The sequence below is a fragment of the Microbacterium sp. PM5 genome, from assembly GCF_003293595.1.
GTDB lineage: Bacteria > Actinomycetota > Actinomycetes > Actinomycetales > Microbacteriaceae > Microbacterium.
The window spans coordinates 2,888,409-2,903,173 of sequence record NZ_CP022162.1 but is presented as its reverse complement, the minus strand read 5'-3'; the positions used below and the strand labels follow the sequence as shown (position 1 = coordinate 2,903,173).

General features: G+C 69.9%; 12 protein-coding genes. 4 read left to right on the top strand and 8 right to left on the bottom strand.

What is annotated here, in order from left to right:
- Positions 1-19: 19 nt before the first annotated feature.
- Together CEP17_RS13705 and CEP17_RS13700 are read right to left on the bottom strand one after the other, a co-directional pair.
- Positions 20-1,075, bottom strand: a complete 1,056-nt coding sequence (locus tag CEP17_RS13705; protein ID WP_039414381.1) for a hemolysin family protein — start codon at positions 1,073-1,075, stop codon at positions 20-22.
- Positions 1,072-2,427: a hemolysin family protein gene (locus CEP17_RS13700; protein WP_112932635.1), complete on the bottom strand. Its 1,356-nt coding sequence runs from the start codon at positions 2,425-2,427 to the stop codon at positions 1,072-1,074. Before CEP17_RS13700 ends, CEP17_RS13705 begins: the two co-directional genes overlap by 4 nt.
- 309 nt (positions 2,428-2,736) lie before the next feature.
- Here CEP17_RS13700 and CEP17_RS15295 point away from each other — a divergent pair, with 309 nt between their 5' ends.
- A complete protein-coding gene (locus CEP17_RS15295; RefSeq protein ID WP_239498539.1) occupies positions 2,737-3,711 on the top strand; it encodes a hypothetical protein in 975 nt (324 codons plus the stop codon).
- A gap of 95 nt (positions 3,712-3,806) precedes the next feature.
- Here CEP17_RS15295 and CEP17_RS13690 read toward each other — a convergent pair whose 3' ends face one another.
- Complete coding sequence (locus CEP17_RS13690) at positions 3,807-5,264, bottom strand: GuaB1 family IMP dehydrogenase-related protein (RefSeq protein ID WP_112932634.1); 1,458 nt, start codon at positions 5,262-5,264, stop codon at positions 3,807-3,809.
- A gap of 122 nt (positions 5,265-5,386) precedes the next feature.
- On the opposite strand from CEP17_RS13690, the gene CEP17_RS13685 reads away from it, so the two are divergent.
- Positions 5,387-9,097, top strand: a complete 3,711-nt coding sequence (locus tag CEP17_RS13685) for a multifunctional oxoglutarate decarboxylase/oxoglutarate dehydrogenase thiamine pyrophosphate-binding subunit/dihydrolipoyllysine-residue succinyltransferase subunit (RefSeq protein ID WP_112932633.1) — start codon at positions 5,387-5,389, stop codon at positions 9,095-9,097.
- A gap of 12 nt (positions 9,098-9,109) precedes the next feature.
- Here CEP17_RS13685 and CEP17_RS13680 read toward each other — a convergent pair whose 3' ends face one another.
- Genes CEP17_RS13680 through CEP17_RS13670 form a run of 3 tightly spaced genes read right to left on the bottom strand, consistent with a single transcriptional unit; the run spans position 9,110 to position 11,272 of the window.
- Positions 9,110-9,997, bottom strand: coding sequence for a HAMP domain-containing sensor histidine kinase (locus CEP17_RS13680; RefSeq protein WP_112932632.1), 888 nt, complete (start codon positions 9,995-9,997; stop codon positions 9,110-9,112).
- Positions 9,994-10,710, bottom strand: a complete 717-nt coding sequence (locus CEP17_RS13675) for a response regulator transcription factor (RefSeq protein WP_112932631.1) — start codon at positions 10,708-10,710, stop codon at positions 9,994-9,996. Before CEP17_RS13675 ends, CEP17_RS13680 begins: the two co-directional genes overlap by 4 nt.
- Before the next feature lie 16 nt (positions 10,711-10,726).
- The gene (locus CEP17_RS13670; protein ID WP_112932630.1) at positions 10,727-11,272 is read right to left on the bottom strand and encodes a DUF3060 domain-containing protein; all 546 of its coding nucleotides are present in this window, start codon (positions 11,270-11,272) and stop codon (positions 10,727-10,729) included.
- A gap of 128 nt (positions 11,273-11,400) precedes the next feature.
- Here CEP17_RS13670 and CEP17_RS13665 point away from each other — a divergent pair, with 128 nt between their 5' ends.
- Positions 11,401-12,309 carry a diacylglycerol kinase gene (locus CEP17_RS13665; RefSeq protein ID WP_112932629.1) on the top strand — a complete coding sequence of 303 codons (909 nt, stop codon included), beginning with the start codon at positions 11,401-11,403 and terminating at the stop codon, positions 12,307-12,309.
- Between the two features lie 43 nt (positions 12,310-12,352).
- On the opposite strand, the gene CEP17_RS13660 is transcribed toward CEP17_RS13665, so the two are convergent.
- Both CEP17_RS13660 and CEP17_RS13655 read right to left on the bottom strand, forming a co-directional pair.
- Positions 12,353-12,598: a zf-HC2 domain-containing protein gene (locus CEP17_RS13660; RefSeq protein ID WP_036317410.1), complete on the bottom strand. Its 246-nt coding sequence runs from the start codon at positions 12,596-12,598 to the stop codon at positions 12,353-12,355.
- Positions 12,595-13,323, bottom strand: a complete 729-nt coding sequence (locus CEP17_RS13655; protein ID WP_112932628.1) for a sigma-70 family RNA polymerase sigma factor — start codon at positions 13,321-13,323, stop codon at positions 12,595-12,597. The genes CEP17_RS13660 and CEP17_RS13655 overlap by 4 nt, the downstream gene beginning before the upstream one ends.
- A gap of 95 nt (positions 13,324-13,418) precedes the next feature.
- Between CEP17_RS13655 and aroA the strand changes: the two genes are divergently transcribed.
- Positions 13,419-14,753, top strand: a complete 1,335-nt coding sequence (gene aroA, locus CEP17_RS13650; RefSeq protein WP_112932627.1) for a 3-phosphoshikimate 1-carboxyvinyltransferase — start codon at positions 13,419-13,421, stop codon at positions 14,751-14,753.
- Positions 14,754-14,765 lie beyond the last annotated feature (12 nt).

Sequence of the window (14,765 nt, the reverse complement as noted above, 5' to 3'; positions counted from 1 at the left end):
CCTTGCGGCGGCAACGGGCTCAGTAGCCCCGGCGCGTCGCGTCGTGTACCTCGCCGACGAGCTCTTCGATGATGTCCTCCAGGAAGAGCACCGCCGTCGTCTCGCCCCGGGCGTTGCGCACCTGAGCGAGGTGCCGGCTGCTGCGGCGCATCAGGGCCAATGCATCCTCGAGGTCGGTCGTTTCGGCGACCGGCACCATGTGGTGGATGCGCTTCGGTTTGATCGGCGCGGCGACCGTCTCCTCGGCGCCGGCGCCCTCGGCCGCGCGGAGCACGTCCTTGAGGTGGACGTAGCCGAGCGGGATGCCCTCGGCATCTACGATCACGTAGCGCGAGAATCCGTGCTTGGCGACCGCGCGCTCGATCTCTTCGGGCGTCGTCGACTCGGGAAGCGTCACGAGTTCCGACAGGGGCACGGCGACGTCGCCCGCCTTCTTGTCGGTGAACTCCAGCGCGGCCGTCACGGCGCCGGAGGCGTCATCGAGCACACCCTCGATCCGCGACTGGTTCACGATCGTGGCCACCTCGTCGAGGGTGAACGTCGACGCCGCCTCGTTCTTCGGTTCGACGCGGAACAGGCGCACGATGTGGTTGGCCAGCCAGTTGAGCGCGACGATGATCGGGTAGAAGAGCTTCGAGGTCCACACCAGCGGTGTCGCCAGCAGAAGCACGGCCCGGTCCGGGAGCGAGAACGCGAGGTTCTTCGGCACCATCTCCCCGAACACCACGTGCAGGTACGACACCAGGATCAAGGCGATCGCGAACGCGACGCCGCCGATGACCGCCTCGTTCCAGCCCGTCAGTCCCAGGGGCACTTCGAGCAGGTGATGGATCGCCGGCTCCGACACGTTCAGGATCAGCAGCGAGCAGATCGTGATGCCGAGCTGGCTCGTGGCGAGCATGAGCGTGGCGTGCTCCATCGCGTACAGCGCGGTCACCGCGGTCTTGGAGCCCTTCTCGGCGAGCGGCTCGATCTGCGATCGGCGCGCGGAGATGACGGCGAACTCGGCACCGACGAAGAACGCGTTGAACGCGAGCAGCACCACCAGCCACGCGATTCCGGCCCAGTCGCTCATCGACCCTCACCTGCCTCGTTCGCCGCGTCGGACGCATCGGCACCGTCGAGCGCCGCGTGAGGCAGCGGGTGCGGCGTGAATTTGACGCGGTCGACGCGCCGGCCGTCCATGCGCTGCACCTCCAGCGTGCCGTCCTCCAGATCGATGCGGTCGCCGACGACGGGAATGCGCTCCAGCATCGACATGAAGAAGCCGCCGACGGTGTCGTACACGTCGCCCTCGGGCACTCGGATGCCGGTGCGATCGAGCACCTCGTCGGGACGCAGCTCCGCCGGGAACGTCACGGCGCCGGCGACCCGCACGACGCCCGCGCGCGAGCGGTCGTGCTCGTCGAGCACCTCGCCGACGATCTCCTCGACCAGATCCTCCAGGGTGACGACACCCGCGGTGCCCCCGTACTCGTCGACGACGATGGCCATCTGGTAGCCGCGCGAGCGCAGCTCCGACATGACGGCATCCAGGTGCACGGCTTCGGGCACGCGCAGCGGCTCTTCCGCGATGGCGGCCGCGGGAACGTCGCCGCGACGCTCGCGCGGCACGCTGACGGCCTGTTTGAGGTGGACGATGCCGGTGATGTCGTCCATCGACTCGTCGAACACCGGGAAGCGACTGTGACCCGTGCGGCGGGCCAGTTGGATGACGTCCTCGACACTGTCGCCGGCAGCGACCGCATGGATGCTGGGACGCGGCGTCATGACATCCGCGGTCGTCAGTCGTGCGAAGGTGAGCGTGCGATCCAGCAGCGAGGCGGTGTCCTCCTCCAGCACACCGGCACTGGCCGAGCGTCGCACCAGGCTGGAGAGCTCTTCTGCCGTGCGTGCTCCGGAAAGCTCCTCCTTGGGTTCGATCCCCATCCCCCGCAGGATGCCGTTGGCCGAGCCGTTCAGGACGGTGATCGCAGGACGGAACACCGTGGTGAACGCGACCTGGAACGGCATGACGAGTTTCGCGGTCTGACGCGGGATGGCCAGCGCGAAGTTCTTCGGCACGAGCTCACCCAGGATCATGGAGAACGTCGTGGCGACGGCGATGGCGACGGTCGTGGCGACGACGCGAACCACCGCGTCGGGAACGCCCCACGCGGTCAGCACGGGGCTGAGCAGGGTGGTGAGGGCCGGTTCCATCGTGTAGCCGGTGAGCAGCGTGGTCAGCGTGATGCCGAGCTGCGCGCTGGACAGGTGCGTCGAGGTGATCCGCAACGCGCTGATGGTCAGCGACAACCGCGATTCCCCGGCCGCCTGGCGGGCCTCGAGGTCGGCGCGGTCGAGGTTGACGAGCGCGAACTCGCTCGCGACGAAAAGGCCGGTTCCGATGGTGAGCAGGAGCCCCACGCCCAGCATGACGAGTTCCATCACACGTCACCCCCGATCATGCTCGGGGAGGGTCGGTGGGGCGATCGTCTGCAACTGGGAGGGTCGTCCATGGTGCGAAGAAGTTTACGGCACCCGGCCCGTGTCGGGGCTGGATGCCGCGGCTCGGCATCCACCGGGCAGTCGCTGCCGAAATCTGCATCGGCGCCCGAAATCGACGCCACGCGAGCCGATTTCGACCGCGCGATAGGGAGCACACAGCCTCCTCCCCCGGCAGGGCTGCGGGCGCGGGTGTCCACGGGGTCCGGTCGGCGTGGATGCCGGGGCGTCGGCGCCTGCGAGGGTCGACACATGACGGCTTCCGTGGGCATCGCGGTTCTGCGCCGACGTGAACTGCGCGAACCGCTGGACGATCGGCGCGCACGGCGGATGCTGGCGGACGGCACCTGGGTGCGCGTCGCGCCGGGGGCATTCGTCATGGGCGCCGACTGGCGGCAGCTGTCCCCCGTGGCGCAGCACTGCCTTCGGGTCCAGGAGGTGATGGCGCGGGTACGCACTCCCGCGCTCGTTTCGCATTTCGCGGCGGCGGCCGTGTGGGGCATCGATGTGCTCGGCGCCTGGCCGACGCGGGTCGAGGTGACGGTGGACCGGGCCACAGGCGGTCGCTCTGGAGGAGCGATCACTCGGCGAGCGCTCGGGCGCGATGGACGGATGTCGGTGCCGTTCGGGCGCCACCGGATCACCACTCCCGCCCAGACCGCGCTGGATATCGCCCGTCTGCTGCCGTTCCTGCGCGCAGTGACGGCGATCGATCAGGCGTTGTGGACCGGACGCGCCGGAGGAGCGCTCACGACAGCGGCCGAGATCGAAGCGCTCCTCGACGACAAGAGGCCCGTGCGGGGCGATGCTCGTGCGTGCCGTGCGCTCGCATCGTCGGCACCGCTGTCGGCAAACGTCCGCGAGACCCACGTGCGGCTGCTGGTGGCGGCGCTCGGGTTTCCGCCGACGCGGTTGCAGGAGCGGCGCGTGCTGCGCAGCGGTCGGCTGGTGTACGGCGATCTGTACTTCCCGGATGCCGATCATTGGCTCGAGATCGACGGGCGCGGGAAGTATCTCAGTCCCGAATACACGGCGGGGCGGACGCCTGCGGCCATCGTCATCGACGAGAAGAACCGTGAGAACGAGATCCGCCGCGAGGTGCGCGGGTTCTCGCGCCTCGAAGCCACCGACGCCGACCGCCCGCAACGCGTCTACGACATCCTCACCGCCGACGGCCTGCGCAGCACCAAGCCGCGGCCCCATTCCGGCGATCCGGTGTTGCGCTGACCGCGCTCGCGCTGCCGCTATCGGCATCCGCTCCTCAAATCAACGCAGCGCGAGCCGATTTCGGCCGCGCGAGCGGGAGTGGATGCCGCGGGCTGTCACCAGCTGACGGGCAGGGCCTTGCCCTCTTCGTAGCCGGCTGCGGACTGCAGTCCCACCGTGGCACGCTCGTGGAATTCGGGGACGGTCGACGCCCCCGCGTAGGTGAACGACGAGCGCACGCCCGAGGTGATCATGTCGACGAGGTCCTCGACCGACGGCCGCAGCGGATCGAGGTAGATCTTCGACGACGAGATCCCCTCGGCGAACAGCTCCTTGCGCGCACGCTCGTAGGCGTCCAGCCGACCGAACCGCCCCTGGACCGCCTTCGTGGACGCCATGCCCCACGACTCCTTATAGACGCGGCCCCCCTCGTCGACCTGCAGCTGCCCGGGCGCTTCGATGGTGCCGGCGAACCACGAGCCGATCATGACAGATGCCGCCCCCGCCGCCAGGGCGAGCGCGACATCGCGCGGATAGCGGACGCCGCCGTCGGCCCAGACGTGGGCCCCGAGCTCGGCGGCGGCCCGCGCAGTCTCCAGCACCGCGGAGAACTGGGGGCGGCCGACGGCCGTCATCATGCGGGTGGTGCACATCGCGCCGGGCCCCACCCCGACCTTCAGGATCGACGCGCCGGCTCCGACGAGGTCGTGCACGCCTTCCGCCGTCACGATGTTCCCGGCCGCGATGGGGCTGCCGAGGCCGAGCCCCGCCACGGTCTGCAGCGCGCGCAGCATGCCCTCCTGGTGGCCGTGCGCGGTGTCGACGACGAGCACGTCCACACCGGCGGCCGCGAGGGCCTTCGCCTTCGCGGCGACGTCGCCGTTGATGCCGACCGCCGCCGCGACGATCAGTCGACCGTGCGCGTCGACCGCGGGCCGGTACAGCGTCGAGCGCAACGCGGTGCGCTGCGACAGGGTGCCCACGAGGTATCCGTGGTGCAGGACGCACACGGTCTCGGCATCCGCGGCGACGAGCAGGTCGAAAGCGTGCCGGGCATCGGCGACGTCGTCGGCGTCGATCGAGACGCCGCGACCGCGGGTGAGATCGCCCAGGCGCGCGTCGGGAAGGGCCGTGCCGAGGCGCGTGGCCGGCACGACCCCGAGGATGTCGTCCACGTGGACGCGGGCGGTGTCGCCGGAGACTACGACGATGCCGTGGCCCTCCGTCGCGGGAAGCAGCGCCGCGGCCTCGGCGACGGTCGCGTCGGCGCCCAGCACGAGTGGCGTGTCCCACCGCACGGGCTGGTCCTTGACCCAGCGGATCGCCGCGTCGATGTCCTGCAGCGCCATGTCCTGCGGCAGCACGCCGAGCCCGCCGCGTCGGGCGAGGGCAGCGGCCAGACGCGGTCCGGTGACGGAGTTCATGTTGGAGGCGACGAGAGGGATCGTCGCGGAGGTGCCGTCGCGCGGCGACAGATCGACGTCGAGGCGGCTGGTCACACCGGACCGTCGCGGGACGAGGAAGACGTCCGAGTACGTGAGGTCGACGGTGGGCTGTGCGCCGGAGAACTGCATGACTCCCACGGTACCGACAGAAAACCTGGGATACCCTTGATGAACGTGTGCGTGTGGGCCGCGCCATACACGGCAGCGGGCCTCGCACGATCTGAAGTTCATCGATGAAAGCAGGCGCAACCGTGTCCAGTCAGGTGACCGGCGTGGGAACTTCGAGCGACGGCGAATTCGGGGCCAACGAATGGCTCGTCGCCGAGATGTACGACCAGTTCGCGAAGGATCGCGACTCGGTCGACCGGGCGTGGTGGCCTGTGCTTGAGGCGTACGAGAAGACGCAGAAGGATGCTGCGCCCACTCCCACCGCTCCGCCCGCCGCGCCCGCTCCCGCCGCGTCGCCGGCGGCGGCCGCCGAGCCGCGCCCGATGACGGCACCGATCCCGGTCGTCGGCGCCCAGCCGGTCGCCCGCACGACGGCCCGCCCCGCCTCCCCCCAGCCTGTGCCGGCGCAGGCGCCGAGCACCGAGCCGACGCCGACTCCCGCCGCCCGCGAGGACGTCGTCACACCGCTGCGCGGCATGCCGAAGACTCTTGCCGCGAACATGGACGAGTCGCTGACCGTGCCCACCGCGACGAGCGTGCGCACCGTGCCGGCGAAGCTCATGATCGACAACCGCATCGTGATCAACAACCACATGTCGCGCACCCGCGGCGGCAAGGTGAGCTTCACGCACCTCATCGGCTGGGCGCTGATCCAAGCCCTCAAGGCCTTCCCCAGCCAGAACGTGTCCTACGCCGAGATCGACGGCAAGCCCTCCGTCGTCGCGCCGGCGCACATCAACCTCGGCATCGCGATCGATCTGCCCAAGCCCGACGGCTCGCGCGCGCTGATGGTCCCCTCGATCAAGCAGGCCGAGTCGCTCACCTTCGGCGAGTACCTCGCTGCCTACGAGGACCTCGTCAAGCGCGCCCGCGGCAACAAGCTGACGGCGGCCGACTTCCAGGGCACCACGATCTCGCTGACCAATCCCGGCGGCATCGGGACGGTCCACTCCGTGCCGCGCCTCATGAAAGGACAGGGCTGCATCGTCGGCGCGGGCGCCCTCGAGTACCCGGCCGAGTTCCAGGGCTCGAGCGAGAAGACCCTCGTCGAGCTCGGCATCGGCAAGACGATCACGCTGACCAGCACGTACGACCACCGCGTCATCCAGGGCGCGGGCTCGGGCGAGTTCCTGAAGATCGTGCACGAGCTGCTCACCGGTCAGCGCGGCTTCTACGAGGGCATCTTCGCGGCCCTGCGCATTCCGTACGCCCCGATCCACTGGGCCGGCGACATCAACGTCGACATCGCCGAGCGCGTCGACAAGACCGCCCGCGTGCAGGAGCTCATCAACTCCTACCGCGTCCGCGGCCACCTCATGGCCGACACGGATCCCCTCGAGTACGTGCAGCGCACGCACCCCGACCTCGAGATCGAGAACCACGGCCTCACCTTCTGGGACCTCGACCGCGAGTTCGTCACGGGAGGTTTCGGCGGCAGAAGGCTCATGAAGCTCCGCGACATCCTCGGCGTGCTCCGCGACTCCTACTGCCGCACGATCGGCGTCGAGTACATGCACATCCAGGACCCGGCCCAGCGCAAGTGGTTCCAGGACAACGTCGAGGTCAAGTACCAGAAGCCGAGCCACGACGAGCAGCTGCGCATCCTCGACAAGCTCAACCAGGCCGAGGCCTTCGAGACGTTCCTGCAGACGAAGTACGTCGGCCAGAAGCGCTTCAGCCTCGAGGGCGGCGAGTCGCTCATCCCGCTGCTGGATCAGATCCTGCAGGGGGCAGCGGGCGCGGGTCTCGACGGCGCCGCCATCGGCATGGCGCACCGTGGGCGCCTGAACGTCCTGACCAACATCGCCGGAAAGACCTACAGCCAGATCTTCCGCGAGTTCGAGGGCTCCGTCGCGATCGGCTCGAAGAGCGGCTCGGGTGACGTCAAGTACCACCTCGGCACGCAGGGCACGTTCGTGTCGGATGCCGGTGAGGAGCTGCCGGTGTACCTGGCGGCCAACCCGTCGCACCTCGAGACGGTCGACGGCGTGCTGGAGGGCATCGTCCGCGCCAAGCAGGACCGCATGCCGATCGGCTCGTTCTCCTGGCTGCCGATCCTCGTCCACGGCGACGCGGCCTTCGCCGGGCAGGGCGTCGTCGTCGAGACGCTGCAGATGTCGCAGCTGCGCGGATACCGCACGGGCGGCACCGTGCACGTGGTCGTCAACAATCAGGTCGGCTTCACGACGCTGCCCCAGGACGGTCGCACCTCGGTCTATGCGACCGATGTCGCCAAGACCATCCAGGCGCCGATCTTCCACGTGAACGGCGACGACCCCGAAGCCGTGGTCCGCGTCGCCGAGCTCGCCGTCGCGTACCGCCAGGAGTTCAACCGCGATGTCGTCATCGACCTCGTCTGCTACCGCCGCCGCGGACACAACGAGGGCGACGACCCGTCGATGACGCAGCCGCTGATGACCAACCTCATCGAAGCGAAGCGATCCGTGCGCCGGCTCTACACCGAGTCGCTCGTCGGTCGCGGCGACATCACCGAGGAAGAGTACGAGAAGGCCAAGCAGGACTTCCAGAACCGTCTCGAGATCGCCTTCGCCGAGACCCACGCCGCCGAGACCGGTGCCACCGGCATCGTCTCCCCCGCCGTCACGGGCGGCGTGGAGCAGGCGGTCGGCGAGCCGGAGACCACCGGCGTCGCGACCGAGGTCGTGCACCAGATCGGCGACGCCTTCGTGAACAAGCCCGATGGCTTCACGGTGCACAACAAGCTGCAGCAGCTGCTGGAGAAGCGCCTCGACATGAGCCGCAACGGCCAGATCGACTGGGGCTTCGGCGAACTGCTGGCCTTCGGGTCGGTCTTGATGGAAGGCACGAACGTGCGCCTGGCCGGCCAGGACGCCCGCCGTGGAACGTTCGTCCAGCGCCACGCCGTGCTCCACGACCGGGCGAACGGACAGGAGTGGCTTCCGCTGGCGAACCTGTCGGAGAGCCAGGGCCGGTTCTACGTCTACGACTCCCTGCTCAGCGAGTATGCGGCGATGGCGTTCGAGTACGGGTATTCCGTCGAGCGGCCCGACACGCTCACCCTGTGGGAGGCGCAGTTCGGCGACTTCGCGAACGGTGCCCAGTCGGTGATCGACGAGTACATCTCCGCGGCCGACCAGAAGTGGGGCCAGCAGTCGAGTGTCGTGCTGCTGCTCCCGCACGGCTACGAGGGCCAGGGTCCCGACCACTCCTCCGCCCGCATCGAGCGGTACCTGCAGATGTGTGCGCAGGAGAACATGACCGTTGCGCGACCCTCGACCCCGGCGTCGTACTTCCACCTGCTGCGGCGCCAGGCGTACGCCCGTCCCCGTCGTCCCCTGATCGTGTTCACCCCCAAGGCGATGCTGCGCCTTCGCGGAGCGACGAGTCCCGTCGAGGCCTTCACCACCGGACGGTTCGAGCCCGTGCTGGACGACGATCGCAACCTCGACCCGTCGGCGGTCACCAAGGTGCTGCTGCACTCGGGCAAGATCCACTGGGACCTCAAGGCCGAGCTCGACAAGAAGCCGAACCCGCAGGTCGCTCTCGTCCGCCTCGAGCAGCTGTACCCGGCTCCGATCGATCAGCTGAACGCCGTGATCGACCGCTACCCGAACGCCCAGCTGGTCTGGGTGCAGGACGAGCCCGAGAACCAGGGCGCCTGGCCGTTCATCGCGCTCGAGGTCGTCAAGCACCTGCACGGACGCACGATCCGCCGCGTGTCCCGCGCCGCCGCCGCCTCCACCGCGACCGGCTCACCGAAGGTGCACGCGCGCGAGCAGGCCGCGATCCTCGAGAAGGCTCTCACCGTCTGACCTGACTGCCGCTCATCCGGCGGCGGGCAGCGCCAGGCGCACACGCGTGCCGTCGCCCTCGCGCGAGGCGATCGTGACCTCGCCGCCGTGCCTGTCGACGATGGTGCGCACCAGTGCCAGGCCCAAACCGCTGCCTGCGCGATCACGCGCGTTGCGGCCCCGAGCCAACTCGTCGAAGACCGCATCGATCTCGTCGGCGGGGATGCCGCGGCCGGTGTCGGCGACGTCGAGGACGACGGCACCGTGCTTCTCGTCGCCGCGGATCTCGATCACATCGCTCGGCTCGGAGTACTTGGCCGCGTTCGCCACCACGTTGAACAGGGCCACGAACAACAGGTCGGGATCGCCCACCACGTCCGGCAGCGGCCAGGGCGCCGCCGGCAGGGTCACCGCCACCTCGCGCCCGTGAGCGTCCCGGACCGCGTCGACGACGTCCGTCACCAGCGCGGCGACCGACACACGCGAGCGCTCGATCTCGGACGTCTGCAGTTCGGAGAGTTTGCGAAGATCGGCGACCAGCCGCGAGAGCCGGGCCGTCTGGGCATCGATGGTCGCGAGCTGGGGCGTATCGGCCTCGCTCGCGGCGACGGCGACGCGGATCGCCGTCACGGGATTCTTCAACTCGTGGTCGAGTCGAGCGAGAAAGCGTCGGTGCTCCGAGGCCGCCGTGTCGCGCGTGGTGCGCCGTGTCGTCTCGAGGAGACGACTCCGGCGGTGAGCCGCGAGAGCGAGAGCCGCGGCCGCCGCGGCGAACAGGACCGCGACGCCCACGCCCACGGCCGGAACGCCGGCCTCGACCACGATCGATCGCCGGTCTCCTGCGATGACGCCGGCGACGGCGACACCGGCTGAGACGACAGCGGCAGCGGCGAGAACCAGCACCCCGACGCGAGTGTTCATGCGCGGCGCACCTCGGCGCGGAACCGGTAGCCGACACCCGCAACGGTCTCGACGTAGCGCGGGTCCGTCGCGTCGTCGCCGAGAGCAGACCGCAGCTCCGCGACACGGTGGTCGACCGCTCGCGTGTGCGAGGCGAAGTCGAAGCCCCACAGCGCCGACAGCAGTCGCTCGCGGGTATGCACCTCGCCGGGGCGCGCCATGAGGTACTCCAGCAGTTGGAACGCCTTCGGGGTCAACGGCACCTCGGCATCCCCCCGCCAGACGCGACGACCGGGGCGGTCCAGTCTCAGGCCGTCGGCGACGAGCGTCTGCGACGTCACCAACGGGGCGGCTCCCGCGGCGACGCGGCGCATCACCGCGCGTGCGCGGGCGACGAGCTCCTGCGGGTCGAACGGCTTGTTGAGGTAGTCGTCGGCGCCTTCTTCGAGCGCAGCCGAACGCTCGCCCGACTCTCCGACTCGCGTGAGCAGGATCGCCGGCGTGCTGTCTCCGGCCGCGCGCAGCCGGCGGACGAACTCCCGACCGTCCAGCACCGGCATCATCACGTCGCTGACGATGATGTCGGGAACCCAGCGCGTGACGACGTCCCACGCCTGCTGACCGTCCGCCGCAACGCGCACCTCGAACCCGCTGCGCGTCAGGAACGGGGCGAGGCCGTCGGTGATCGAGCTCTCATCGTCGACGAGGAGCAGACGCGGCGGCGCGGAGGTCATGAACGGATCGTACCGATCAGGAGATCGGCGTCGTGCCGTTGAGGGTGCCGGCATCCTTGACGACAGCCGTGCCGCTCTCCCAGCCGACGAGGTTCGCGTCCGCGCCCGTGTCCAGCACGATCTCGCGGGCCGCGGCGACGATGACGATGTTCCCGTCGCCCTGAACGCTGAGCTCGTCGACAGCGGGCAGCAGGACGGTGGCCGCCGAGGCCAGGATCGTGACCTCCCGGCAGTCGCCTGTCACCTCCACGACCAGTGCGTCGGCGTTGCGGTCGACCGTGTACGCGCCGTCCACGCACGCCACGTGCTGCGTGACCTTGTCGCTCCAGCGACTGCGCTGCAGCTTCGCCATGCGCTCGTCATCGACGACACCGCGCACGTTCGCGCTGTCGCTCGGCGACGGCGAGGGCGCCGCTGCCGTCGGAGACGTGGATGCGGCCGTATCTGCGGCCGTCGAGGTCGCGGCGCCGGCGTCGGACACCCGGACGCTGCAGCCGGCGAGTGCGCAGCCCGCGATCAGGAGCGCGAAGGACAGAGCGAGAGGGCGGCGTACCGTTTTCATGCAGACAACGTTACGAAACGGATGTCGCAGCCGCGTCGCGACCGTGTCGCGATCTTGCGACAGGGCATGATGAGGCGAACACCCGCACGCCGCCGAGCTCGCACCGGCCGACCTTCCGACAGGACGACATGGACGTCGCACTCCTCGTCAATCCGACGGCCCGCGCCTCCGCGCGCACCCACGCCGCGGAGGACGTCGCCGCGCTCCTGCGCGCCCACGGCATCCGCACGACGTTGATCGCGGGCGGCAGCGCCGTCGAGTCCAGCGACCTGCTGCGCCTCGCCCTCCAGGCGGGCGCCGATGCCGTGCTCGTCGCGGGCGGGGACGGCACGGTCAACCTCGCCGCGCAGGAGCTCGCGGGAACCGGCATCCCCCTCGGCATCGTGCCGACGGGCACCGGCAACGACGTGGCCACCGCCCTCGGGCTGCGCGAGCGCGATGCGCGCGGAGCCGCCGAAGCCGTCGCGGCGGGGTCCACACGCACGATCGATCTCGCGCGCGTGCGTCGCGAGGACGGCTCGACGTCGTTGTACGCGACCGTGCTGGCGAGCGGATTCGACTCGCGGGTGAACGACCGCGCCAACCGCATGCGCTGGCCCCGCGGCCACGTCCGCTACGACCTCGCGATCCTCATCGAGTTCCTGCGACTGCGCTGCGTCGACTTCGAGGTGGAGCTCGAGCACGCCGACGGCACGATCGAACGCCGCGGCGAGGAACTGCTCATGGCGACGGTGGGCAACGGCCCGACCTATGGCGGCGGCATCCCCATCTGTCCGGATGCCGACCTCGCCGACGGCCTGCTCGACGTCACGCTCGTGCGCCCGCTCGGCCGGACGCGGCTGCTCCGGCTGCTGCCCCGCGTCTACCGCGGCGCGCATACCGGCCTCGACGAGGTCGTCACCGCACGCGTGCGGCGGGTGCGACTGTCCGCCCCCGCGACCACCGCCTACGCCGACGGCGATGCGGTGGGGATGCTGCCACTGGAGATCGACGTCGTTCCCGGTGCGCTCCGCGTCTTCGCGCCGGCGGCGCGCTGATCCCGTTTCCGGGCCGAGTCACGGACCGATCCGACGGTTGCGGTCAGTGGTGGCTCGCCTGCTCCGCGCGCAAACGGGCCAAGACCTGGTCGCGCAGCTCCTCGGGAGCCGTTTCTTTGCAGGCCCGTGCGACGACGGCGGTCAGCGTCGTGGCCACCAGCGCCTCGTCGCGGCAGGACGGGCAGTTCTCCAGGTGCGCGCGGATGTCGGCGTGCTCTGTCTTGCAGACCTCGTTGCGGAGGTACTCTTCCAGGTCCTTGCGTGCTTTGTCGCAGCCGCAGTCACTCATTTCTTGCTCCCTGATGAAGTCGCGGGCACCGGCACGTCCATGCCGCGCTCGCGCGCGTAGTCGGCGAGGAGGTCACGCAGCATGCGCCTGCCGCGATGCAGGCGGCTCATGACCGTGCCGATGGGGGTCTTCATGATGTCCGCGATCTCCTGATATGCGAAGCCCTCGACGTCGGCGAGGTACACCGCGAGACGGAAATCCTCCGGAATCGACTGGAGCGCGTCCTTGACCGCGGATGCCGGCATGTGGTCGATCGCCTCCGCCTCCGCCGAGCGGCTCCTGGTGGCGGTCGTGGACTCCGCGCCGCCGAGCTGCCAGTCCTCGAGATCGTCGATCGTGCCCTGATAGGGCTCGCGCTGCTTCTTGCGGTACGTGTTGATGTACGTGTTGGTCAGGATGCGGTACAGCCACGCCTTGAGGTTCGTGCCCTGCGTGAAAGAGGACCAGGATGCGAAGGCCTTGACGAACGTCTCCTGCACCAGATCGGCCGCATCCGCCGGGTTGCGCGTCATCCGCATGCCCGCGGCGTACAGCTGATCCATGAACGGCAGCGCCTGCTGCTCGAACTGCGCACGGGCGTCCGCGGCGCTGTCGAGCTCGTCCGCCGGGACGAGGTCTGTGGCCGGGGTTTCGGGGGTGGGCGACTCGAGGGCCGCGTGCTCTTCCATCAGGGCCCAGTCTACGTCGGCGATGTCCGGCACCAGGGGTGCGAGTGTCGCGGTCACGGGGCTCCTCTCTTCGTCGGCGTCCACCGTTCGGCAGGCTGCACCCGTCGCGCCGAAGGCGGCACTGTCGGACGGGTTCGTTAGGGTAGAACCCGATGACAGTCACCGGGTATTCCCCTCTTCCGCCGGCAGGTTCTCCCTGGCCGGCGCCGCGTGCGGACGAGGCCGTGCATGCGACGGTCTCGGTGCCCGGCTCGAAGTCGCTCACCAACCGCAAGCTCGTCCTCGCCGCACTGGCCGACGGCCCCAGCACGCTCACCTCGCCCCTGCACTCCGAGGACTCGGAACGCATGATCGCGGCGCTGCGTGCACTGGGCGTGGAGGTCTCCGAGGTGCCCGGCTCCGGTCGGTTCGGACCCGACCTGCTGGTGACCCCGCCCGCGTCCTTCCGCGGTGACGTCGAGATCGATTGCGGTCAGGCCGGCACCGTCATGCGCTTCATCGCCCCCCTCGCCGGACTGGCCCACGGTGACGTCACCTTGACAGCGCACCCGAGCGCCTTGCACCGCCCGATGGGCGAGATGATCAAGGCGCTGCGCGAGATCGGTGCCGACATCGACGATGGCGGCACCTGGTCGCTGCCCTTCACGGTCCGCGGGCGCGGGCACATCCGTGGCGGCGAGGTCACGATCGACGCGAGCGGCTCGAGCCAGTTCGTCTCCGGACTGCTCCTGGCCGCGCCCCGCTTCGACGTGGGCCTTCACCTCATCCACTCCGGCGAGCGCCTTCCGTCGGCCCCCCACATCGATATGACCATCGAGACGCTTGCGCGTCGCGGCATCCAGGTCGAACACCCCACACCCAATGAGTGGGTCGTTCCCGCTGGCACCCTGCGCGGACGCGACGCCGCGATCGAGCCGGATCTGTCGAACGCGGCGCCGTTCCTCGCCGCGGCGATGCTGACGGAGGGCTCGGTGACGATCCCCGGGTGGCCCGCGAGTTCGACACAGCCCGGCGCGCTCCTGCCCGAGATCCTCACTCTCCTGGGCGGGCGGGCAACCCGCCGCGGCGGCGCTCTCACCGTGACCGGCGGTCCGCGCATCGCCGGCGTCGACCTCGACCTGAGCGCGGCGAGCGAGCTGACGCCGACCCTGTTCGCGCTGGCCGCCTTCGCCGACGCCCCGACGACCCTCCACGGCATCGGACACATCCGCGGCCACGAGACGAACCGCATCGAGGCCCTCATCGCCAATCTGGAGGCACTCGGGGGACGCGCCGAGGAGCTGCCCGACGGCATCCGCATCGTCCCCGCTGACCTCCACGGGGGCCTCTGGCGCGCGCACCACGACCACCGCATTGCGACAGCCGGCGCCCTCATCGGCTTGCGCGTGCCCGGCGTCGAGGTCGACCACATCGAGACCACGGCGAAGACCATGCCGGAGTTTCCCGCCCTGTGGAGCGGGATGCTGTCCGGGTCTGCGAACGACTGAGCCGGCCGGTGC